A 20894-nucleotide genomic window follows, 5' to 3' on the forward strand; every position below is an offset into this window, starting at 1 on the left:
GCTCTGCGCAGTCCGGGCCATCGTGTTCTCCGGGATCAGGCGCGCGGTGCGCTGCCCGCCACCGCCCTCTGGCGGTCGGCCTCGGCACTGACCGCGGCCTCCTCCAGGCCCTGCGTGCCGACGGCGTCCGGCGCGGCGGACATGCCGTCGTGGTCGTGTCCGGTCAGCGATGCCTCGTCGAACGGCAGGTCGCCTGCCAGCACCGAGCGTGCCCGGCTGCGGTCGAACTCGCGGGTCCAGGTGCCGATGAGGACGGTCGCGACGGCGTTGCCCGTGAAGTTGGTGACCGCGCGGCCCTCGGACATGAAGCGGTCGATGCCGACGATGACGCCGACGCCGTTGACCAGGTCGGGGCGGAAGGCCTGCAGACCGCCGGCGAGGGTGGCGAGGCCCGCACCGGTGACGCCGGCGGCACCCTTGGAGGCGATGACCATGAACAGCAGGAGCCCGATCTGCTCCGGGATCGACATGGGCGTGCCCATGCCGGCGGCGATGAACAGCGAGGCCATCGTCAGGTAGATGGCGGTTCCGTCCAGGTTGAAGGAGTAGCCCGTGGGCACCGTGATGCCGACGACGGGCTTGGAGACACCCAGGTGCTCCATCTTGGCGATGAGGCGCGGCAGGGCGGACTCGGAGGAGCTGGTGCCGATGATCAGCAGGTACTCGCGGCCCAGGTACTTCATCAGGCTGAACAGGTTGATGCGGGCGACGGCGTAGAGCAGGGTGCCGAGGATGCCGATGATGAACACGGCGCAGGTGATGTAGAAGGCGATGAGCAGGATGCCGAGGCTCACGATCGCGGCGACGCCCGTCTTTCCGACGACCGCGGCGATGGCGCCGAAGGCGCCCAGAGGGGCGAGCCACAGGATCATTCCGAGGATGCGGAACACGAGCACCTGCAGCTGCTTGACGGCGAACATGATGGGCTCGCCGCGCTTGCCGAGGCCCTGGAGGGCGAAGCCGACCAGCAGGGCGAGGAACAGCACCTGCAGGACGCTCGTGCCGGTGAAGGCGCTGAAGAACGTCGTCGGGATGATGCCGAGGAGGAATTCCTGCGTGGTCTTCGCCTCGACGTTCGAGGTGTCGTAGGTGGACGAGCTCATGTCGAGGCCGTCGCCCGGGTGGATGATGTTGCCGACGACCAGGCCGATCGCCAGGGCGAAGGTGGTCATGATCATGAAGTAGACCAGCGCCAGTCCGCCGATCTTGCCGACGGTCGCGGCCTTGGCGATGGAGCCGACACCGACGACGATCGTGCAGAAGATGATCGGCGCGATCATCATCTTGATCAGGTTGACGAACGCCTTGCCGATGGGCTCCAGGCCCACGGCGAAGGCGGGCCAGAGCAGTCCGACGACCGCGCCCAGGACGACGGCGATGATGACCGAGACGTAGAGCCAGGTGTGGCGGTCCCAGCTGCGCTTGCCGCGGCGCCAGTTGAAGCCGGGGAGTCGGAGAGTGGTGGTCTGGGGTATGCGGGAAGACATCGTCGCCTCCATCGATCGGGACTGCTTCGTCCAGGTTGTGGGCCGGAGGGAACCGGCTGATGCACTCACGATGCGCCCGCGCGCACCGCGCCGCGATTTGTGGTCGTATTGGTCGCGAACACGGACGCCGCGCGCCCTGGGCATGGCGTGGCCGAGCATGTGAGGATCGCGAAGAGGCGAACAGGAGGACGGGCGTGGCCGCTCGCACCAGGAGGTCACGGGAAGTCGGCAGCGCGGCATCCCGGGTGTTCCTCGCGCTCTGCGTGGCCGGCGTGCTCATCGCCGGCGCCATGACCGCCCTGCTGCTGTTCGAGTCGCAGCGCGCGGTGCGCGCCGAGGCGGAGCGGGTGACGGCGGCGGTGGCGTCCGCGCTGGCGGCGTCTCCCGACGTGGCCGGCGAGCTCGCGGACGATCCGGATCCCACCGCCGTGCTGCAGCCGGTCGCCGTGCGCGTGATCGCGGAGTCGCGCGTCGACTTCGTCACCATCATGACCGTGGACGGCATCCGCGTCACCCATCGCGATCCCGCGCAGATCGGGCTCCCCTACATCGGCACGATCCCCTCCTCCCCCGTCGCGCTCACCGAGGAGTTCACCGGCACGCTCGGCCCCTCCGTGCGCACGATCGTCCCGGTGCGGGCGGACGGCCGCCAGGTGGGGTGGGTCGCGGTCGGGGTCACGATCGGCAGCATCTCGTCCGCCTTCCTCGCCCGGCTCCCCATCGCCCTCGTCATCGCCGTGGCGGTGGTCACGGCGGGCGTCGCGGGGGCGCTGCTCGCCCGCCGGGTCACCCGCCGCGTCACCGGCGACCTCCCGGCCGGGGCGGTGCGGGACGCGCTGTCGTCGTACGAGTCGCTCCGCACCCTCGGCGAGGCCCTGCGCGCGCAGACCCACGAGCACGGCAACCGCGCCCACACGGCCGTCGCGCTGATCGAGCTGGGGCGCACCGACGAGGCCGTACAGATCCTCACGGCGACATCGCGCCGCAGCCAGGAGCTCATCGATCAGGTGAACGCCCGCCGCGCCGGCGATCCGACGGTGGGGGCGCTCCTGCTCGGCAAGGCGTCGCAAGCCGCCGAGCGCGGCATCGACTGGACGGCCGACATCTCCCCCGACGCGCCGAGCTCGGTGCTCGCCCCGATCGACCAGGTCGCGGTGGTCGGCAACCTGATCGACAACGCTCTGGATGCCGCGGCCGCCGGCCCTCTCCCGCGCTGGGTGCGCGTCGGCATCGCCCCCGGTCCCCTGGGCATCGCGCTCACGGTCTCCGACAGCGGCGACGGCGTCCCCGACGAGCTGCGCGAGAAGGTGTTCGAGCACGGCTTCTCCACGAAGCCGGCGGGCGCCGAGGGGCGCGGCGTCGGGCTGGCGCTCGTGCGCTCGCTGGTGGAGGACGCGGGCGGCACCCTCGAGCTCAGCACCACCGCCCCCACGACCTTCCACGCCGACCTGCCCGCCCGGAGCATGTCGTGATCTCCGTGCTGCTGGTGGACGACGAGCCGCTGACCCTGGAGCTGCACCGGCACTACGTCGCACGGCTGGACGGCTTCGAGGTGGTGGCCGAGGCCACCGGCGCCCGTGCCGCCATCAGCGCCGTGCTCGACCGGCCGCCCGCGGGCGGCATCGACCTCGTGCTGCTGGACATGAACATGCCCGACGGCACCGGACTCGACGTGCTCCGCCACATCAGGGCGCGGGGCGCCTCGGTCGACGTCATCGCGATCACCTCGGTCCGCGACGCGGACGTGGTGCGCCAGACCGTCGGCCTGGGCGTGGTGCACTACCTCGTCAAGCCGTTCGACTTCGCGACGTTCCGCGAGCGGCTGCAGCAGTACCAGGACTACCGGCGCCGCGCGTCCGACGCGGCGGGCGACGCGACTCAGGCCGAGATCGACGGGATGCTGGGCGCCCTCCGGCCGGCCGTGGCCGCTGCGACCCCGAAGGGCCTGTCGGCCGATTCGCTGGAGCGGGTCGCCGCCGAGCTGCGCGCGCACGGACCGCTCTCGGCGAGCGAGGCGGCGGAGAGGCTCGGGATGTCCCGTGTCGCCGTGCGCCGCTACCTCGAGCACCTGGCGGACGTCGCCCGCGTGCAGCGTGCGCCGCGCTACGGATCGCCGGGGCGCCCGGAGACCGAGTACTCCTGGCGCAGCTGAGTCGTGGGACCGTCGGCGCAACCCGCTGGCGGGTGGGGGGACCTCCGCCTACGGTGGTCGGGTCGGCACAGCGCCGGCGCGAGCGAAGGAGTGCGACATGGACCGCGACACCACACCCGTGCCCAGTGACGACCCGGAGATCAGCTCCGACGCCGCGCCCGACGAGCAGGAGCTGACGATCTCGGCCGCCGAGGAGGCCGAGATGCGGCGCGAGGTCGCCCTCGAGCTGGAGAACTTCGAGGGCGGCATCCAGGGCTGAGGCGGCTCACGCCTCCGCGCGCCGCGACGAGGCGGCTCACGCCTCCGCGCGCCGCGACGACGACCGTGGCCGCAGCTCGACGTAGCCGTCGTGCTTGGCCGTGACGCCGTCGCCGGCCATCCTGCCGGCCATGCGCCGCAGCATCCAGGGGATCGCGTGCAGGCGCAGCCACACGCGCGACGGCAGGCTCGGCACCGGCGCGTCCTCGTCGGCGTGCAGTGCGGCGTCCAGCTCGCCGAGCGCCTCGGCGTCGGGCACGCCCAGCACCTCCGCCGCGCGGTAGGCGAGAAACCGGTGGCCGACGGCCTGCAGGTGGACGCGGTCCTCCGCCCACATGCCGAGTCCGCCCATCTCGGGGACGGCGTCGACGTCGAGGAGGAGGGAGCCGGTGTCGCGGGCGATGCGGCGCAGCTCCGAGGCGAAGCGGGCGAAGCGGCCGGCCAGCACGCGCGCGGTCGCGCGGTGCGGCAGGAAGGGCGTCACGAGCAGCACGTCGCATCCCGCGACGCGGAGGGTGCGGATGCCGCGCTCGAGCTCCGCGGCGAGCGCCACCGGATCGGCGCCGACCCGGACGAGGTCGTTGGCACCGACGAGCACCGACACCAGCTGCGGTCGCAGGGCCAGGGCGGCGGGGATCTGCTCCTGCAGGACATCCTGGATGCGGCGGCTGCGCACGGCGAGGTTCGCATAGCGGAAGCGGGTGGAGCCGGTGCGCGCGTGCGCGAGGAGCAGGGCGAGCCGGTCGGCCCAGCCCCGGTACTCCCCCTCCGGCATGCGGGAGCCGTCGCACAAACCCTCCGTGATCGAGTCGCCGAGGGCCACGTACCGCGCCCAGCGCGGCGCCGCGGGCGCGCCGTCCCCCCGGGGCGCGGGCGGGCCGGACGTGCGGGTCGCGGCACGCACGATCGTCGCTTCGTCGAGCCGGCGCAGCATCCGGGCGTCCTCGTAGTGTCCGAGGAGCTGGCGGCCCAGGGCCTCCCAGGTGCGCTCGCGCACGGCGTCGCGGGCGGCGAGCCCGAACGACCGGCGCTTCGCCGCATCTCCGGCGAGGTCGCCCACCCGCGCCCGCAGGTCGGCGAGATCGCCGGGCCGGTAGAGCCAGCCGTCGATGCTGCTGCGGACGAGGTCGACCGGGCCGCCGCGCCCCGTGGCGACCACGGGCACGCCGCTGGCGTGCGCCTCCTGCACGGTCTGGCAGAACGTCTCGCTCTCGCCCGGATGCACGAACACGTCAAGGCTGGCGAGGGCCGTCGCCAGCGCGTCGCCGCCGAGGAAGCCGGTGAAGACGGCCCCGGGAAGCAGCGTCTCCAGGCGTGAGCGGGCCGGGCCGTCGCCGATGACCACCAAGCGCACACCCTCGATGCCGGCGAGCGCGGCGAGGTCCTCGACCTGCTTCTCCGGCGCGAGCCGGCCGACGTAGCCCACGAGCACCTCGCCGGGGGCCCCGTGCGCGCGGCGCCATGCCTCGCTGCGGCGCGACGGGTGGAAGCGCTCCGCGTCCACGCCCCGCCCCCAGGTGCGCAGGCGGTCCACGCCGAGCCCCTCGAGCTGCGCCGCGGCCGCCGACGACGGCGCGAGGGTAAGGGTCGCACGCCGATGCAGCTTCGCGACGTGCCGCGCGGCGAGCGGTGCCATGCCGGGCACCCCGTACTTCTCCGCGTAGGCGATGACGTCGGTCTGGTAGACCGCCACGCTCGGCACGCGCAGCACGTCGGCGGCCACCACGCCCTGTCCGCCGAGCACGAACGGCGACGCGAGGTGCACGACGTCGGGCGAGAACGCGCGCAGCAGCCGGGTGAGCCGGGCGCTGCGGGCGAACGCCACGCGCACCTCGGGATAGGACGGCAGCGGCACCGACCTCAGGAGCGCGGTGCGGGCTCCGTGCAGGGGCGCGTCGGGCTCTCCCGCACCGGGCGCGATCACCAGTGCGTCGTGCCCTTCGCGCTCGAGGTGACGCAGCACCTGGAGCACCGACCCGGTGACGCCGTTCATGTGCGGAAGGAGGGATTCGGCCAGCAGCGCGACTCTCACACGTCCAGGGTGGCCCTCGCCGCGGCATCCGACCGGCGTTCCGACGCCCGCGCACGCGACGTTCACCGGATGCTCGACGGGCGGCCACCGGGCGTCTGCCGACCCGTTCCCGGGCGCGGGGGACGCTGGCCTCGGTGATGATCGACGATGCGCTGAGGGGGCTGGCGGACAGCCCCGCCGTTCTGCCTCTGCTGTTCGCGCTGGTGCTCGGCGACGCGTTCCTCGTGATCCTTCCCGGCGAGGCCGCGGTGACGGCGCTGGCGGCGCTCGCGGTGTCGCAGGGGGCGCCGTCCCTCGCCGGGGTGGTGCTGGTCGCGGCGTCGGCGGCGCTCTGCGGTGACGTGCTCTGCTACACCGTCGGACGCCGCGTGGGGCTCGACCGCTGGACCTGGATGCGGCGGCCGCGGGTGACGGCGGCCTTCGCCTGGGCCCGTGATCGCCTCGACCGCCGGACCGCGTCCGTGCTCTTCACGGCGCGCTTCATCCCGTTCGCCCGGCTCGCGGTGAACCTCACCGCGGGCGCGGGCCGTATGCCGGTGCGGCGTCACCTGCCGTTCGCCGCCGGCGCCGCCCTGGTCTGGGCGCTCTACCAGGCGTTCGTCGGCGCGTTGGTGGGCCAGCTGCTTCCCGGAGCGCCCGTGCCGGCCGTCGTCGTGTCCGTCGTCGTCGCGCTGGCCCTCGGCGCGCTGCTCGACGCGGTCCTCACGCGCCTCGCGCGCACGCGCGGCGCTGTCCGCTCCCCGTGGAAGGGTGTTCCCATGACCGAGACGTACGGACCGGGCTACGACCCCGGCTTCCTTGGGTCACCGCTGCCCCTCCCGATGCCCGCCGCGGACGTGCCCGTCGAGGTGCTGCCCTACCTGCACTTCTCGGTGGTGCTGCAGACCGCGCGACGGCTGGCCTGCGCGACGGGCGTCAACATCGACGGCGCGTCCCTCGAAGACCTCCCGCGCACGGGTGACTGGGAGTACGACCCGCGGGTGGATGCAGACGCGCAGTGCGGACCCGAGGTGTACGCGCGCAACGATCTCGACCGGGGGCACCTCGTGCGCCGACGCGACCCCGGCTGGGGCGACGAGTCCACCGCTCGCGAGGCGACGGAGCAGACCTTCTTCTTCACCAACGCCGCGCCTCAGGCGTCGGGCTTCAACCAGTCGCCCGACCTGTGGCTGGGCCTCGAAGATCACGTGCTCGCCTACGCCGGCGCGAACCGCCTGCGCGTCTCCGTCTTCACCGCGCCGATGCTCGAGGACGACGATCCGCTCTACCGCGGCGTCCGCCTCCCCCGTCGGTTCTGGAAGATCGCGGCCTGGGCCACCGACGGACCGGGATCGCCGCTGGCGGCCGCCGGCTTCGTGCTCGACCAGTCGCGGCTCATCGACACCGGCGAGGAGCGTGCGGTGGCCCCCCTCGCCGGCTTCCGCACCTTCCAGGCGCCCATCACCGACATCGCTGCAGAGGCGGGGATCGATGTCGGCCTGCTGGCCGAGGCCGACGTGCTGGCACTCGTGCCCGCATCCCGCCCCGGTGCGTCGTGGCGCGAGCTCGACGACCCCGCCGACATCCGCCTCTCCCGCTGACGGGAGGGGCGGACGCGGATCACTCCCCCGCCAGGCCTCCGAGCAGGTGGCCGAACGAGCGGCCCTCCCCGAGGTAGGTCGACGGATCGAAGGGATCCTCGGATGCCGCGGGCTCCCGCCGCGCGATGGCGTCGGCCAGCTCGCGCGCGGCGCGGTCGACGCGGTTCCCCAGCGGTGCGACCTGGTCGGCGCTTCCGCCCCAGTCGCTGGAGGCGGCGAAGACGCCGGTGGGCACCGGCTCGGCGTGCAGATAGGTGAACAGCGGGCGGATGGCGTAATCGATCGCGAGCGAGTGACGCGCCGTGCCGGCGTTCGCGCCGATGAGCACCGGCGTGCCCGAGAGTGCGTCGGGGTCGAGGATGTCGATGAACGACTTGAAGAGCCCCGAGTAGCTCGTCGAGAAGATCGGCGTCACGGCGATGAGGGCGTCGGCCGAGACGACGGCGTTGACCATCGTCTCGAGTGCGGCCGGCGCGAAGCCCGTCAGGAGGTTGTTCATGATGTCGTGCGCGTAGTCGCGCAGTTCGAACACGTCGACCTCCGCCTCGATGCCCTGCTCCCGCAGGTCCCGCACGACGGCGGCGGAGAGCCGGTCGGCGAGGAGCCGGGTCGAGGAGGGGTTGGAGAGGCCGGCGGAGACGACCGCGATGCGGCGCGAGGCGGTCATCTCACGCCACCGATCGCGTCGCCGCGGCGCCGAACGCGGAGCCCTGGCGTACCGGGGTGTCCTGGTAGGGCGAGCTTCCCGTGACGTTGTCGCCGCGGTTGGCGTTCGGGCGGGCCTCACGGGGTGCGCCGTCGGCATAGGCCTTGGCGACGAGGGCCGCGTGCGTGGGCGCGTCGGGCACCTCGGCCGGACGGTTCTTCGCGAGTTCACGACGCAGCACCGGGACGACCTCGCCGCCCAGGATGTCGAGCTGCTCGAGGACGGTCTTCAGCGGAAGGCCGGCGTGGTCGATGAGGAACAGCTGGCGCTGGTAGTCGCCGTAGATGTCGCGCATGCCGGCGTAGCGGTCGATGACCTGCTGGGGCGATCCCACCGTGAGCGGCGTCATCTCGGCGAAGTCCTCCATCGACGGACCGTGTCCATAGACGGGCGCGTTGTCGAAGTAGGGGCGGAACTGGCGGACGGCGTCCTGCGAGTTCTTGGCCATGAACGCCTGACCGCCGAGGCCGACGATCGCCTGCTCGGGCGTGCCGTGTCCGTAGTGCGCGAAGCGCTGGCGGTACAGCGCGATGAGACGCTGGTAGTGCTCGGCGGGCCAGAAGATGTTGTTGGCGAAGAAGCCGTCACCGTAGTACGCGGCCTGCTCGGCGATCTCGGGCGTGCGGATGGAGCCGTGCCAGACGAACGGGGCGACGCCGTCGAGCGGCCGCGGCGTGGACGTGAATCCCTGCAGGGGCGAGCGGAACTTGCCCTCCCAGTCCACGACGTCCTCGCGCCACAGCTTGTGGAGCAGGGCGTAATTCTCGATGGCGAGGGGCAGGCCCTGACGGATGTCCTTGCCAAACCAGGGGTAGACCGGGCCGGTGTTGCCGCGGCCGAGCATGAGGTCGGTGCGACCGCCGGAGACGTGCTGCAGCATCGCGAAGTCCTCGGCGATCTTCACCGGGTCGTTCGTCGTGATGAGCGTGGTCGCCGTGGAGAGCACGAGACGCTCGGTCTGCGCGGCGATGAAGGCGAGCGTGGTGGTCGGCGACGACGACCAGAACGGGGGGTTGTGGTGCTCGCCGAGGGCGAAGACGTCGAGCCCGACCTCTTCGGCGTGCTTCGCGAGCGTGATGGTGTCGCGGATCTTCTCCGCCTCGCTCGGGGTCCGGCCGGTGGTCGGGTCCTCGGTGATGTCGCTCACGGTGAAGATGCCGAACTGCATCTGGGGTGTCGTGTCGTTCACGATCGATCTCCGATCCGGGATGCCGTGGCATCCGCTTCTATTCATCTGAATGTATCTGATGAAACAGCGTCACGTCGAATCTATTCCCTGACGCGCGGGAAGGCCCCGACACGTGTCGAGGGCCTCCCGTCTCCGGCCGCTCAACGCGCCCGCTCCGCATAGATCGGGGAGCGGGCGACGGGTGGGCAACGCGCGCCGATCGGGTCAGCTGAACAGGCCGGCGCCCACGTACGACCCCTCGGACGCGCCGGGCGGGACGGCCCAGATGCCGGTGCCCACGTGCCGGATGTACTCGTTCATGGCATCGGTCGACAGCGAGCGCTGCAGCGTGACGAACTGCGCGGGCGACCGCTGGAACGACAGGAAGAACAGGCCGGCGTCGAGTCGTCCGAGGTCGTTGTTGCCGTCGACGAAGTTGTAGCCGCGGCGGAGGATCTGCACGCCGCCGTTGGAGTCGGAATGAGCGAGCCGCACGTGGCTGCGCGCCGGGATGGCGGCGGCACCCGCGGCATCCGTCTTCTCGAGATCCGGACGCGAGAACTCGTCGCCGCCCGACAGGGGCGCGCCGGCCGCCTTGTCGCGGCCCACGATGTTCTGCTGCTCCGACAGGCGCACGCGGTCCCACGACTCGATGAGCATGGCGATCTTGCGCGCGACGAGGTAGCTGCCACCCGACATCCACGACGGCTGGTCGGCGGCCGACACCCACACCGAGGAGTCGAGCGCCGCGGCGTCGTCGGCGAGGATGTTCGCCGACCCGTCCTTGAAGCCGAAGAGGTTGCGCGGCGTCGCCTGCGCGGACGTCGTCTTGGACGTGCGCCCGAAGCCGAGCTGCGACCAGCGGATCCGTGCGCGTCCGAAGGCGATGCGGCTGAGGTTGCGGATCGCGTGCACGGCGACCTGCGGGTCATCGGCGCAGGCCTGGATGCACAGATCGCCGCCGCTCGCGTCGGGGTCGAGGTCCTCGCCGAGGAACGGCGGCAGGCGCTCGAGCTCCGGCGGACGTCGTGCGGCGATCCCGTAGCGGTCGCCCGCATCGCCGTCGAACAGCGTGGGTCCGAAGCCGAAGGTGATGGTGAGCGAGGCGGCCGGCAGCCCGAGGGCCTCGCCGGTGTCGTCGGGCGGGGCCTCGGGCGATCCGCCGACGGCACCGCTCGCGCTGACGTCGAGGCCCTGGGTCATCCGCGAGGCGGCGTACGACCAGTCCTGCAGCAGCGAGATGAGGTCTTCGCGGGTCGTGCGGGCCATCATGTCGAACGACGCGAAGTGCAGATGATCCTGCACGGGCGTCGTGATGCCCGACTGGTGCTCACCGAAGAACGGATGGACGGATGCCGCATCGGCTGTCGTCGCGGAGGCGGAGCGGGCGGCGACCACGCCCCCGGCGACCCCCGCGCCGGCACCGACGACCGCTCCGGCCGCGCCCACGAGGCCGAGCATGCCGCGACGGCTGAGGCCGCCGCGATGCTCGGGCTCGGGGATGGCGGGATCGGTCATGTCAGTCGAGCACCGTCGTGGTGAGGCGCGAGAGCGGCTCGGCCAGGGCGTTGATGAGGTCGGTGAGCTCGCGCTTGTCGGCGTCGGTGAGGGTGCGGTAGCCGACGAACCCGTCGGCGAGCGAGCCGTGCGCGGCGAGCGCCGCCTCGAGGTCGCTGTAGCCGGCGTCGATGCGCGAGACGAGGCTCGTGCCGTCCTGGCCCTTGCTGTCGGCGAAGTCGCGCACGAGGGAGAACGCCATTTTGGAGCCCTCGACGTTGGCGGCGAAGTCGTAGAGGTCGGTGCCCGACCACCAGTCCTCCTCGCCGGTGATCTTGCCCGTGGCGACCTCGTCGAGGAGCGCGATCGCGCCGTTGCTCAGACCGGCAACGCCCTGCGCGTCGAGCGACTGCTGGAACTCCGGCCCGTGCACGTAGTCGTACAGCTCCTGCACGTCCGCGACCAGTCCATCGCCGTAGGCGGCGCGCTCCTCCGGCGTGGAGGGCGCCCAGCCCTGCCAGGCGGGCGTCTCGCCGTCGGAGTTGAGCGCATCCTGCGCGGGGACCCACAGATCCTTCTCGATGCGGTGGAACCCGGTCCAGTCCAGGCCCTCCGCGACGGCGTCGACCTCGCGGTAGTCGATGCGCGGATCGAGGTCGCCGAGCGCCTCGGCGACCGGCTCGATGCGCTCGTAGTACGCCCGCACCTGCGGGAACGCGGCCTGCGCCGCCGCATCGTCGCCGGCCTCGTACGCGTCGGCGAGCTGCTGCACGGCAGGCAGCAGCTGGGCGACCTGGTCCTTGACGAAGGCGGCGTAGAGATCGACGGCCTGCTGCTTGAGCTCGCCGTCGGGCCCGTCGACCGTGACCGCGTCGCCGCTGACGGTGAAGTCGGCGCGGCCGACGCCGTCGCCGACCATCCCGGGCTTGCAGACGGTGAAGTACGAGCCGGGCTGCGCCACCACGGTGAGGCTGCGGCTGGCGCCCGGGGCGACGTTCTCGACCTCGCCGACGATGCGCAGGCCGTCTTCGGCGAGCAGGTAGAACTCCGTCACCTGGCTGCCGCCGTTGGTCACGTCGAACGCGAGGGTGCCGCTCTGCGCGGTGGATCCCGACACCTGGCAGGCGTCGTCCGTCGACGTGACGGTGAGGCCGGCGGAGGAGCCGGCCGCGGCCGTGTCGGCCTTGGCGACGCAGCCGCTCAGCGCGAGTGCGGAGACGGCGACGACAACGGCGGCGGTCAGCGCGCGACCGGCGGTGGGACGGAGGGTTCTCATGCTGCTCCAGAAGGGGACGCCGACGCGGCGGAGAGCGCGTCGGGGAAGACGGGGGCGGAAGGGGAAGCGGATGCTGCGGCCGGGCCCGCCGCGGTGGGGATCGAGGCGGCGGCGACGGCGGTGGAGCCCGCCGCGACGGCCTCGGCACGGCGCGGACGGCCGCGGCGGACGTTGCGCAGGAAGAACGCGCCGACGATCGCGACGTAGAGGGCCCAAGCGATCACCTGCAGCCAGGTCATGGCGGGCATGAAGCCGACCGTCGCCTGCAGGAGCGCCGCGGGGGCGTCGCCCGGGCGGACGGTCTGGCTGACGTCGAAGGCCCAGCCGAAAGGGAACCCCGACCATCCGACGGCGACCGCGCCGGTGGCGGGGTCGCGCGGGGCGGCGTCGGTGAAGGGACCCGGCAGGGCGCCGGCCTCCTGCAGGTCGTGCAGCGCATAGGCGAGCACCCCTGCCGCGACGACGACGAGGAAGCCGCCTGTCCAGGTGAAAAACCGTCGGAGGTCGAGCCGCAGCATCCCGCGCGCGAGAAGCCAGCCGAGCACGACCGCCGTCAGCAGACCGAGCAGGGCGCCCAGCAGCGCCGACGGCGCATCGCCGAACGACTGCACCATCGACCACAGCAGCAGGGTCGTCTCGATGCCCTCGCGGGCCACCGACACGAAGCCGATGAGCACCATCCCCCACAGCGTGCCCTGAGCCAGTGCCCGGTCGATGCCGCCCTCGATCGTCGCCTTCAGCGACCGCGCGGCCTTCTGCATCCAGAAGATCATCCAGGTCACCATGGCGACCGCCACCAGCGACAGGGATCCGCCGATGAGCTCCTGGGCCTGGAAGGTGAGGCTGTAGGCGCCGAACGTGAGCACCGCTCCGATGCCGACGGCGAGGACCACCGCCAGCGCGATGCCGGCCCACAGGCGGGGCAGCACGTCGCGGCGACGGAGGCGCGTCAGATAGGCGACGAGGATGCCGACCACCAGTGCGGCTTCGAGGCCTTCACGGAGGCCGATGAGGAAGGTGGCGAGCACGGCGAACGGACTTTCACTGAGAGGGGAGGACCGGGCCGCCTCAGCAGGTAAGGCGAGCCTCAGTAAGTCTCACCTTACCTCCGCCGGCACGCGCCGCAAATCGCAGCGATCCGGCGGCGGCGGTAACGGGAGGCAACATTGGGCCGTCCGCGTCGAAGCCGATCTAGCCTCGATCCATGTCCGAGCTGACCCTGCCCATCCTCGATCTGTCCCGCCTCGACGACGGCCCCGAGGCCGCCGCGCGATTCCGCGACGATCTCCGCGCGGCGACCCACGACGTGGGGTTCTTCTACCTGACGGGAACGGGCGTCTCCCCCGCGCTCGAGCAGCGCCTGCACGAGGCCGCCCGCGCGTTCTTCGCGCTTCCGGAGGCCGAGAAGCTCGCCATCGAGAACATCACCAGCCCCCACTTCCGCGGCTACACGAGGGTAGGCGGCGAGCGCACGCAGGGCGCCGTCGACTGGCGCGAGCAGATCGACATCGGGCCGGAGCGCGCGGCCGTCGACGACCCCGACGCGCCCGACTTCGCCCGGCTGATCGGACCGAACCTCTGGCCGGCCGCGCAGCCCGAGCTGCAGGAGGTCGTCTCGGAGTGGCACGACCACCTCTCCGGCGTGGCGCGCAAGCTGCTCCGCGCCTGGGCCCTGTCACTCGGCGCCCCGGAGGGCTACTTCGACGACCACTTCGGCGAGCCCTCCACCCTCATCAAGATCGTCCGCTACCCCGGCACCGACGCCCCCGAGCCGCAGCAGGGCGTAGGCGCGCACAAGGACTCCGGCGTCCTGACGCTCCTGTGGGTGGAACCCGGCAAGGGCGGTCTCCAGGTGGAGCGCGGCGGCGAGTGGGTCGACGCCCCCTCCGTGCCCGGCGCGTTCGTCGTCAACATCGGCGAGCTGCTGGAGTACGCCACGCAGGGCTATCTGACGGCGACGAACCACCGCGTGATCTCGCCTCGACTCCCGGACGACCGCATCTCGGTCCCCTTCTTCTTCAACCCCGCACTCGATCAGCGCCTGCCGCTGCTCGACCTGCCGGCGGAGCTGGCCGCCGAGGCCCGCGGCGTGACGCAGGACCCGAGCAACCCGATCCACGCCCTGTACGGCGAGAACGCGCTCAAGTCCCGTCTGCGCGCCCACCCGGATGTCGCCGAGCGCTGGCACGGCGACCTCGTGAAGGCGCGCGCCGCGACATCCTGACGGCACTTCCGCGACCGCGGCGGCGTCGAACCCGTTCCGGCCGCGTCCGGCGGCTACGCTCGCGCTCGTGTGCACCCGCATCTTCTGGAATGACAACGCCGTGGCCAAGACGGTCAGCCGCTGCATGGACTGGGCCGTCAGCGACGAGCCCGAGCTCTGGTTCGTGCCCCGCGGCACCGAACGCCGCGGCGGTCCGGAGGAGGAGGCGCTGCGCTGGACGTCGCGATACAGCAGCCTCGTCACCAGCATGTGGGGTGTGGGCACGGTCGACGGGATGAACGAGCGGGGGCTCGCCGCCCACGCGCTCTACCTCGACCCGGAGGACGTGTCCTTCCCCGAGCCCGACGGCCGCCCGACGCTGGCGAACGCCTTGTGGACCCAGTACCTGCTCGACTCCTACGCCACGGTCGCCGAGGCCGTCGCCGACCTCGACCGGGTGCGCATCACCTCGCCTCTGTTCCGCGGACTGGAGATGGGCGTGCACATCGCCCTGGAGGACGCGAGCGGCGACGCGGCCGTCATAGAGCCGATCGACGGCGTGCTCGTGGTGCACCACGGGCCGGAGTACACGGTGATGGCCAACTCCCCCGCGCTCGACGAGCAGCTCGCGAACCTGGCGCGCTACCGCCCGTTCGGCGGCGAACTGCCTCCCCCGGGCGACATCACCTCGCTCGATCGCTTCGTGCGGGCCGCCTACTTCCTGCACTACCTGCCGGAGCCGGAGAACGAGGAGCAGGCCGTGGCAGGCGTGTTCCAGCTCATCGCGAACGTGTCGGTGCCGTTCGGGGCGCCGTACTCCACCGGCGACGTCTACCCGACGTGGTGGCGCGCGGGCGCCGACCTGACCAATCGGGTCTACTACTTCGGCGCCACCCGCAGCCCGAACATCTTCTGGGTCTGCCTCGACGACCTCGCCGAGACCACCGAGGTGCGCCGCCTCGACCCGACACAGCTCTCGCTGGTGGGTGATCAGACGAGCGGCCTCGAGCCGGCGACGCTCAGCTACTGAGCGGCGTGCGGGCGGGCGCTCCGTCTCCCGGACGCCCGCCGGACAGCACGAAGGCCGCCCCACACCGTGGGACGGCCTTCGGAAGGCGATATACGCGGATGCGACTCAGCGGCGAAGCCCCAGGCGCTCGATCAGCGACCGGTAACGGGCGATGTCGATGTCCTGGAGGTAGCCGAGCAGACGGCGACGCTGACCGACCATCAGGAACAGACCACGACGCGAGTGGTGGTCGTGCTTGTGCTCCTTCAGGTGCTCGGTGAGGTCCTTGATGCGCTGCGACAGCATCGCAACCTGCACCTCGGGGGATCCGGTGTCACCGGGGTGCGTGGCGTACTGGTCGATGATCGCCTTCTTGGCGTCAGAATCGAGCGGCATAGATGGGATCCCCTTTCTCTCACTGCGCGGCGCCCGGCACACGATGTGCGAGCTCTCTTTATCCGCGGCCGATCAAACGGCAACCTTGGGAGTCTATCAGGGATGGGAGGGATGCCGCGTCCCGGGGCTCCGGGCACGCGTTAGGGTCGGAGACGTGGTGGGCGCCGTCGGAATGAACAGGTGAAGACGCGCCTGCGCCGCGAGCACTTCCTCGACCTGCGCCCCTTCTCCGCCAGCCCCGCGTTCGCGCGGCTCTGGGTCGGCTCGACCCTCGCCGGACTCGGCGGACAGCTGACGATCGTCGCGGTCATGCTGCACGTCTACGAGCTCACGCAGGACACCTTCGCCGTCTCGATGATCGCCGTCGCCGGACTCGTGCCCATGGTGCTCGCCGGCCTCTACGGAGGGATGCTCGCCGACGCGTTCGACCGCAAGACGGTGGCGCTGATCGCCGCATCCGTCACCTGGGTCTCCACCGCCGTGCTCGCGGGACTCGCGTGGGGCCACCTGGAGACGGTGTGGTGGCTCTACCTCCTCAGCGTCGTCAACGCCGCGGCGAACTCCATCGTGATGGCCACGAAGTCCGCGATCACGCCGCGCCTCCTCCCCCGCGACCTGCTGCCGGCCGCCGCTGCGCTCAACGGCATCACCGTCGGCGTCATGGTCATGGCGGGGCCGGCGCTCGCGGGCGTCCTCGTCGCGGTCGCCGGCTACCAGTGGACCTACACGATCGACGTCGTGCTGATGCTCTCCCTGTTCCTCGGCCTGTTCACGCTGCCGAGCATCCGTCCCGAGGGGGTCGTCGTCAAGCCGGGACTCGAGTCGCTGAAGGACGGGTGGGCGTTCCTGCGGCGGGCGACCAATATCCGCCTGCAGTACATCCTCGACATCACGGCGATGACCTTCGGGCAGCCGCTGGCGCTGTTCCCGGCGATCGGCGCCCTGCTGCTGGGCGGTGGCCCGATCACGACTGGGGTGCTGACGGCGGCGTTCGCGGCGGGGGCGTTCCTCTCGAGCCTGTTCTCCGGCCCGATCGGCCGGGTGCGCCACCACGGCATCGGCATCCAGCGGTCCATCCAGGTCTACGGGCTCGCGATCCTCGCGTTCGGCGCGGTGCTGCTCGCCGCAGCGTTGGGCGTCTTCGCGCCCGCCGACGTCGGAGAGCAGTCCGCGAACCTCGCACTCATCGCCGTCGCGTTCCTGTTCCTCGCGGTGGCCGGCGCGGCCGACAACGTCAGCGCGATCTACCGCTCGACGATGATGCAGTCCGCCGTGCCCGACGCGATTCGCGGGCGCCTTCAGGGCATCTTCGTGGTGGTCGTGGCGGGCGGGCCCCGCGTCGGCGCGCTCTACGCCGGCACCCTGGCGACGCTCACCACCCTGTGGTTCCCGCCGCTCATCGGCGGCCTGGTGATCGTGACGCTCGTGTGGCTGCTCGTGCGCGCCAACCCGCGCTTCCGCGACTACGACGCCCTGCATCCCGAGCCCTGAGCCGCGCGCCGGAGCCGACCGCTCCCCCGGCACGGCGCCGGACTGCCAGGTGTCGGCGGGTTTCGGACGCAGCTGTCCGCTCCCGCACGCCGCGTCGGAGGCCGGCGCTAGGTTCGCAGGGTGACCGACGCCGCGCGCACCCCGACTTCCGCCACCGTGACGGTGCAGTTCGTGCTGTGCGGCATCGTCTGGGGGTCGAGCTTCCTCTTCATGAAGGTCGGGCTGGAAGGACTGAGCCCCGCCCAGGTGGCCTGGTCGCGGCTGGTGCTCGGCGCGATCACCCTCGGTGCGTTCGTGACCATCCGTCGCGAACGGCTCCCCCGCAGCATCCGTGTCTGGGGCCACATGCTCGTGCTCGGCATCAGCTTCTGCGTGCTGCCGTTCCTGCTGTTCTCATGGGCGCAGCAGCACGTCACCTCCGGCCTCGCGAGCATCTACAACGCGACGACGCCGATCATGACGGCGGTCATGGCGGGGCTGCTCTTCCGCGTCGAGAAGCTGCGACCCGTCCAGCTGGCGGGCATCCTGATCGGGATGCTGGGGGTCGGCGTCATCATCGCGCCCTGGCAGGGGCTGGACCTCGCCCAGAGCATCCCCGCCCAGCTCGCCATGCTCGGAGCGACGGCCTGCTACGGCTTCAGCCTCGCGTACATGCGGCGCTTCGTGCCGCGCACGGGGATGAGTGCGCTCACCTTCTCGTTCCTCAACATCGGGCTGGGCGCCGCCGTCATGGTCGTGCTGACCCCGGCCATCGCACTCGGCCCGGTCTCGCTCACTCCGCCGGTCGTGCTGTCGATGATCGCGCTCGGCTGCCTCGGCACCGGAGTGGTCTACATCTGGAACCAGAACACGCTGCGCGCCTGGGGCCCGACCCGCGCCTCGACGGTGACCTACATCACGCCGATCGTGGGCGTGGCCCTGGGCATGACGATCCTGGGCGAGCCGCTCACCTGGAACGAGCCGGTCGGCGCCCTCGTCGTGTTCGCGGGCATCGTGCTGGCGCAAAACCGCCTGCGCTCCCTGGGACGACGAAGGGACCGCATCGCCGAGGCGAGCGGTCCCTCCGGAGCAGAGGCGATCAGGCCTGGTGGGCGCCCTGCAGGTCGAGCGTGATGGTGACGTCCTTGCCGACGAGCACGCCGCCGGTCTCGAGCGCGGCGTTCCACGTGAGGCCGAAGTCCTCGCGGTTGATGACGGCCTTGGCCGTCGCGCCGGCCTTGGAGTTGCCCCACGGGTCGGTGCCGAAGCCGCCGAACTCGAACTCGAAGGTGACGGGCTTGGTCACGCCGTGCATGGTCAGGTCGCCGTCGACGAGCATCTCGCCGTCCTCGACGCGGACGCCGGTCGAGACGAAGTCGATCGACGGGTAGGTCTCGACGTCGAAGAAGTCGGCGGAGCGGAGGTGCTGGTCGCGACCCTCGTCCTTGGTGTCGAGCGATGCGGCGTCGACGTGCGCGGTGACGGAGGCCTCGAGCGGGTTCTCCGGGGCGATGAAGGTGGCGCTCTTGATGCCGAAGGAGCCGCGCACCTTCGAGATCATCATGTGACGCACGGTGAAGCCGACCTCGCTGTGCGAGGGGTCGAGCTCCCACGTGCCGGGCTTGTATCCGGGGATGTCGATGGTGTTCGTGGTGGTCATGATGTCGGTCCTCCAAGACGGGCCGGTGATCCGGCGTTACGACAGATGGAACGCGGGACGCGCAGATCTATTCCCTTGAATATATCAGGCGTCGGAGACGACGAAGGAGCGGATGCCGCGGCACCCGCTCCTCCGGTCTCGCTCAGCGGGATCAGCCGACGGCGAGCAGATCGATGATGAAGATGAGGGTCTTGCCGCCGAGGAAGTGTCCGCCGGCGGGGCCGTAGGCCAGGTGCGGCGGGATGACGAGCTCGCGGCGTCCGCCGACCTTCATGCCCGGGATGCCGTCCTGCCACCCCTGAATGAGGCCGCGGAGCGGGAACTGGATGCTCTCGCCCCGGCCCCAGGAGGAGTCGAACTCCTCGCCGGACTCGTACTCGACGCCGGCGTAGTGCACGGTGACCGTGTCGCCGGGCTTGGCCTCCGCGCCGTCGCCCACCTCGATGTCGCGGATGACGAGGTCGGTGGGGGCGGGTGCCTGGGGAGCGTCGAATTCGGGCTTGGTGCGTTCGTTGGTCATGGGTCCATCCAACCCGAGCCGCGCGGACGGGTCAAAGCGCCCGGCCGTGATGCACACCCCGTACACAGACTCAGCGCCCGGTGCCGCGGCGATGCCTGCGTGTCAACCGAGCGCTGAGTTGGTCTTCCTCAATGGTGCCCAGAGCGTGCGGGGCTGTCAAGGGCGCCGGCCGCCCGCGGCCGCGCAACTGCGCTCCGGCGGCCCGCACGCGGCACGCTGTCAGCGGGTGCCGGGTGCCGTCACCGGGCGAACAGCGCCGCGCGCGCGGCGACCGAGCGCTGCAGCAGCACGTGCTCGTCCTGCGCGGCCGCGGCGTCGCGGCCCGACAGCGCGCGCTGGCGTGCCGCGGCGAGCGCCGTCGCCTCGGCGATGAAGGTCTTCATCGTGCGGGCGCGGTCGCCGGGCAGGCTGCGGGCCCACGCGATCCCCGCCCGGCGTCCCGCCGGCGTCGCCAGCATGTCGACCTCCTGAGCGGTGAACCACCCGACCGCCGCGTACTCCCCCAGTCGTGCGCGGGTGAGCCGCGCCTCCTCCCGGCGGAGCGCCAGCACGCCCAGCACGAAGAGGACGAACAGCGGCACCTGCAGCGTGGCGTAGAGCGCGAAGAAGTCGAAGAAGGCCGCGGAGCCGTTCCACAGCGCGTGCAGCACGGCAGCACCCGCCATGCCCGCCACCCAGAGTCCGAGCGCCTGCCCGGGGCGGAGCCCGCGTCGCGCGGCGAGTCCGAGGGCGAAGCCCGTGACCGCGGTGAACATGACGTGCGCGAACGGCGAGAGCACGCCGCGCAGGAAGAACGTGACCGTCGCCTGAGTCGCGCCGCCCTCGATGAGGCTGACGGCGAAGTACTGGATGTTCTCGGTGAAGGCGAAGCCGGCGCCCACGAGCGCGCCGTACACGACGCCGTCCACCGGACCGTCGAATGCGCGACGGGCCGTCGCGAAGATGAGGAAGACGCCCAGGCCTTTGGCGAACTCCTCCACGAGCGGCGCCTGGACGACGGAGCCGAACGCCTCCGCGGCAGGCGTGTCAGCCCGGCCGAGCACGAGGGTCAGCAGCAGGTCGACCCCCAGCGCGATCGCCACGGCCACCACGGCGCCCCAGGCCACGGCGAGGATCACCAGGCTGCGCGGCTCCGGCTCCCACCGGTCGATGAGGCGGACGGCGAACAGCACCCCCGCGAGCGGGATGAGCGCGAGGACCATTCCGGCGATGGATGCCGCGGCCCCGAGCGCCGCGAGGAAGTAGCCCGCGACGGCCAGCAGCACCACGACGACGACGGCGATGAGCCAGATCGACGCGCTGCGTCCCCTGCGGGGGACGACGGGCAGCACCGGAGGGGATGCCGGCGGCGGGACGATGCGCGCCGGCGTCCCCCCGTGCGGGCGGGACAGCGGGGACGGAGAGGTCATGGCGCACAGCCTATGAGTCGCGCCGGAAGTGGACCTCCCGCTTGCGCCCGCCCGGTCGATGGGCGATCGGA

General features: G+C 71.8%; 19 protein-coding genes. 8 read left to right on the forward strand and 11 right to left on the reverse strand.

Features of this window, described 5'->3' with window-relative positions; all coding sequences use genetic code 11:
• Positions 1–35 precede the first annotated feature (35 nt).
• Positions 36–1487 carry a cation:dicarboxylate symporter family transporter gene (locus ABC304_RS15530; protein WP_412932049.1) on the reverse strand — a complete coding sequence of 484 codons (1452 nt, stop codon included), beginning with the start codon at positions 1485–1487 and terminating at the stop codon, positions 36–38.
• A 194-nt stretch (positions 1488–1681) separates the two neighbouring features.
• Here ABC304_RS15530 and ABC304_RS15535 point away from each other — a divergent pair, with 194 nt between their 5' ends.
• The 3 genes from ABC304_RS15535 (at position 1682) to ABC304_RS15545 (ending at position 3898) form a co-directional block, all read left to right on the forward strand.
• Positions 1682–2959 (forward strand): sensor histidine kinase, encoded by a 1278-nt coding sequence (locus ABC304_RS15535; RefSeq protein WP_412932051.1) that lies wholly within the window; start codon positions 1682–1684, stop codon positions 2957–2959.
• Complete coding sequence (locus tag ABC304_RS15540; RefSeq protein ID WP_412932054.1) at positions 2956–3639, forward strand: response regulator; 684 nt, start codon at positions 2956–2958, stop codon at positions 3637–3639. Before ABC304_RS15535 ends, ABC304_RS15540 begins: the two co-directional genes overlap by 4 nt.
• A gap of 97 nt (positions 3640–3736) precedes the next feature.
• Positions 3737–3898 (forward strand): hypothetical protein, encoded by a 162-nt coding sequence (locus ABC304_RS15545; RefSeq protein WP_412932057.1) that lies wholly within the window; start codon positions 3737–3739, stop codon positions 3896–3898.
• Between the two features lie 36 nt (positions 3899–3934).
• On the opposite strand, the gene ABC304_RS15550 is transcribed toward ABC304_RS15545, so the two are convergent.
• On the reverse strand, positions 3935–5929 hold the full coding sequence (locus ABC304_RS15550) for a glycosyltransferase (RefSeq protein ID WP_412932060.1): 1995 nt from the start codon (positions 5927–5929) through the stop codon (positions 3935–3937).
• Between the two features lie 137 nt (positions 5930–6066).
• Here ABC304_RS15550 and ABC304_RS15555 point away from each other — a divergent pair, with 137 nt between their 5' ends.
• Entirely contained in the window at positions 6067–7509 is a 1443-nt protein-coding gene (locus ABC304_RS15555; protein WP_412932971.1) for a DNA/RNA non-specific endonuclease, read from the forward strand.
• Between the two features lie 19 nt (positions 7510–7528).
• Here the strand turns inward: ABC304_RS15555 and ABC304_RS15560 are convergent, their stop codons facing one another.
• The 5 genes from ABC304_RS15560 to efeU all read right to left on the reverse strand — a co-directional run bounded on the left by ABC304_RS15560 (position 7529) and on the right by efeU (position 13184).
• Positions 7529–8176, reverse strand: a complete 648-nt coding sequence (locus ABC304_RS15560; protein ID WP_412932061.1) for an FMN reductase — start codon at positions 8174–8176, stop codon at positions 7529–7531.
• A 1-nt stretch (position 8177) separates the two neighbouring features.
• The gene (locus ABC304_RS15565) at positions 8178–9383 is read right to left on the reverse strand and encodes an LLM class flavin-dependent oxidoreductase (protein WP_412932972.1); all 1206 of its coding nucleotides are present in this window, start codon (positions 9381–9383) and stop codon (positions 8178–8180) included.
• Between the two features lie 225 nt (positions 9384–9608).
• Positions 9609–10901 (reverse strand): iron uptake transporter deferrochelatase/peroxidase subunit, encoded by a 1293-nt coding sequence (gene efeB, locus ABC304_RS15570; RefSeq protein ID WP_412932063.1) that lies wholly within the window; start codon positions 10899–10901, stop codon positions 9609–9611.
• Position 10902: 1 nt separating this feature from the next.
• Entirely contained in the window at positions 10903–12156 is a 1254-nt protein-coding gene (efeO, locus tag ABC304_RS15575; RefSeq protein ID WP_412932064.1) for an iron uptake system protein EfeO, read from the reverse strand.
• Positions 12153–13184, reverse strand: coding sequence for an iron uptake transporter permease EfeU (gene efeU / locus ABC304_RS15580; RefSeq protein WP_412932066.1), 1032 nt, complete (start codon positions 13182–13184; stop codon positions 12153–12155). Before efeU ends, efeO begins: the two co-directional genes overlap by 4 nt.
• 176 nt (positions 13185–13360) lie before the next feature.
• On the opposite strand from efeU, the gene ABC304_RS15585 reads away from it, so the two are divergent.
• A complete protein-coding gene (locus tag ABC304_RS15585) occupies positions 13361–14380 on the forward strand; it encodes an isopenicillin N synthase family dioxygenase (RefSeq protein WP_412932068.1) in 1020 nt (339 codons plus the stop codon).
• A 67-nt stretch (positions 14381–14447) separates the two neighbouring features.
• Positions 14448–15389: a linear amide C-N hydrolase gene (locus tag ABC304_RS15590; protein WP_412932070.1), complete on the forward strand. Its 942-nt coding sequence runs from the start codon at positions 14448–14450 to the stop codon at positions 15387–15389.
• Positions 15390–15494: 105 nt separating this feature from the next.
• On the opposite strand, the gene rpsO is transcribed toward ABC304_RS15590, so the two are convergent.
• Positions 15495–15764 (reverse strand): 30S ribosomal protein S15, encoded by a 270-nt coding sequence (rpsO, locus tag ABC304_RS15595; protein WP_127095130.1) that lies wholly within the window; start codon positions 15762–15764, stop codon positions 15495–15497.
• Positions 15765–15944: 180 nt separating this feature from the next.
• On the opposite strand from rpsO, the gene ABC304_RS15600 reads away from it, so the two are divergent.
• Both ABC304_RS15600 and ABC304_RS15605 read left to right on the forward strand, forming a co-directional pair.
• On the forward strand, positions 15945–17255 hold the full coding sequence (locus ABC304_RS15600; protein ID WP_412932072.1) for an MFS transporter: 1311 nt from the start codon (positions 15945–15947) through the stop codon (positions 17253–17255).
• 120 nt (positions 17256–17375) lie between these two features.
• Positions 17376–18368, forward strand: a complete 993-nt coding sequence (locus tag ABC304_RS15605; protein ID WP_412932074.1) for a DMT family transporter — start codon at positions 17376–17378, stop codon at positions 18366–18368.
• On the opposite strand, the gene ABC304_RS15610 is transcribed toward ABC304_RS15605, so the two are convergent.
• From ABC304_RS15610 to ABC304_RS15620, 3 genes are all read right to left on the reverse strand, one after another.
• The gene (locus tag ABC304_RS15610) at positions 18334–18894 is read right to left on the reverse strand and encodes a YceI family protein (RefSeq protein WP_412932077.1); all 561 of its coding nucleotides are present in this window, start codon (positions 18892–18894) and stop codon (positions 18334–18336) included. The genes ABC304_RS15605 and ABC304_RS15610 overlap by 35 nt on opposite strands.
• A gap of 151 nt (positions 18895–19045) precedes the next feature.
• Positions 19046–19414 carry an FKBP-type peptidyl-prolyl cis-trans isomerase gene (locus ABC304_RS15615; protein WP_412932080.1) on the reverse strand — a complete coding sequence of 123 codons (369 nt, stop codon included), beginning with the start codon at positions 19412–19414 and terminating at the stop codon, positions 19046–19048.
• Positions 19415–19653: 239 nt separating this feature from the next.
• On the reverse strand, positions 19654–20823 hold the full coding sequence (locus tag ABC304_RS15620) for a PrsW family intramembrane metalloprotease (protein WP_412932082.1): 1170 nt from the start codon (positions 20821–20823) through the stop codon (positions 19654–19656).
• Positions 20824–20894 lie beyond the last annotated feature (71 nt).

Origin of the sequence: Microbacterium jepli, assembly GCF_047237905.1 — a bacterium.
GTDB lineage: Bacteria > Actinomycetota > Actinomycetes > Actinomycetales > Microbacteriaceae > Microbacterium.

Coding starts and splice junctions, on each gene's coding strand:
- efeB (WP_412932063.1), bottom strand. CDS start 10,901: ATGACCGATCCCGCCATCCCCGAGCCCGAGCATCGCGGCGGCCTCAGC.
- ABC304_RS15565 (WP_412932972.1), bottom strand. CDS start 9,383: ATGCAGTTCGGCATCTTCACCGTGAGCGACATCACCGAGGACCCGACC.
- ABC304_RS15610 (WP_412932077.1), bottom strand. CDS start 18,894: ATGACCACCACGAACACCATCGACATCCCCGGATACAAGCCCGGCACG.
- efeO (WP_412932064.1), bottom strand. CDS start 12,156: ATGAGAACCCTCCGTCCCACCGCCGGTCGCGCGCTGACCGCCGCCGTT.
- ABC304_RS15585 (WP_412932068.1), top strand. CDS start 13,361: ATGTCCGAGCTGACCCTGCCCATCCTCGATCTGTCCCGCCTCGACGAC.
- ABC304_RS15560 (WP_412932061.1), bottom strand. CDS start 8,176: ATGACCGCCTCGCGCCGCATCGCGGTCGTCTCCGCCGGCCTCTCCAAC.
- rpsO (WP_127095130.1), bottom strand. CDS start 15,764: ATGCCGCTCGATTCTGACGCCAAGAAGGCGATCATCGACCAGTACGCC.
- ABC304_RS15530 (WP_412932049.1), bottom strand. CDS start 1,487: ATGTCTTCCCGCATACCCCAGACCACCACTCTCCGACTCCCCGGCTTC.
- ABC304_RS15545 (WP_412932057.1), top strand. CDS start 3,737: ATGGACCGCGACACCACACCCGTGCCCAGTGACGACCCGGAGATCAGC.
- ABC304_RS15620 (WP_412932082.1), bottom strand. CDS start 20,823: ATGACCTCTCCGTCCCCGCTGTCCCGCCCGCACGGGGGGACGCCGGCG.
- ABC304_RS15555 (WP_412932971.1), top strand. CDS start 6,067: ATGATCGACGATGCGCTGAGGGGGCTGGCGGACAGCCCCGCCGTTCTG.
- ABC304_RS15615 (WP_412932080.1), bottom strand. CDS start 19,414: ATGACCAACGAACGCACCAAGCCCGAATTCGACGCTCCCCAGGCACCC.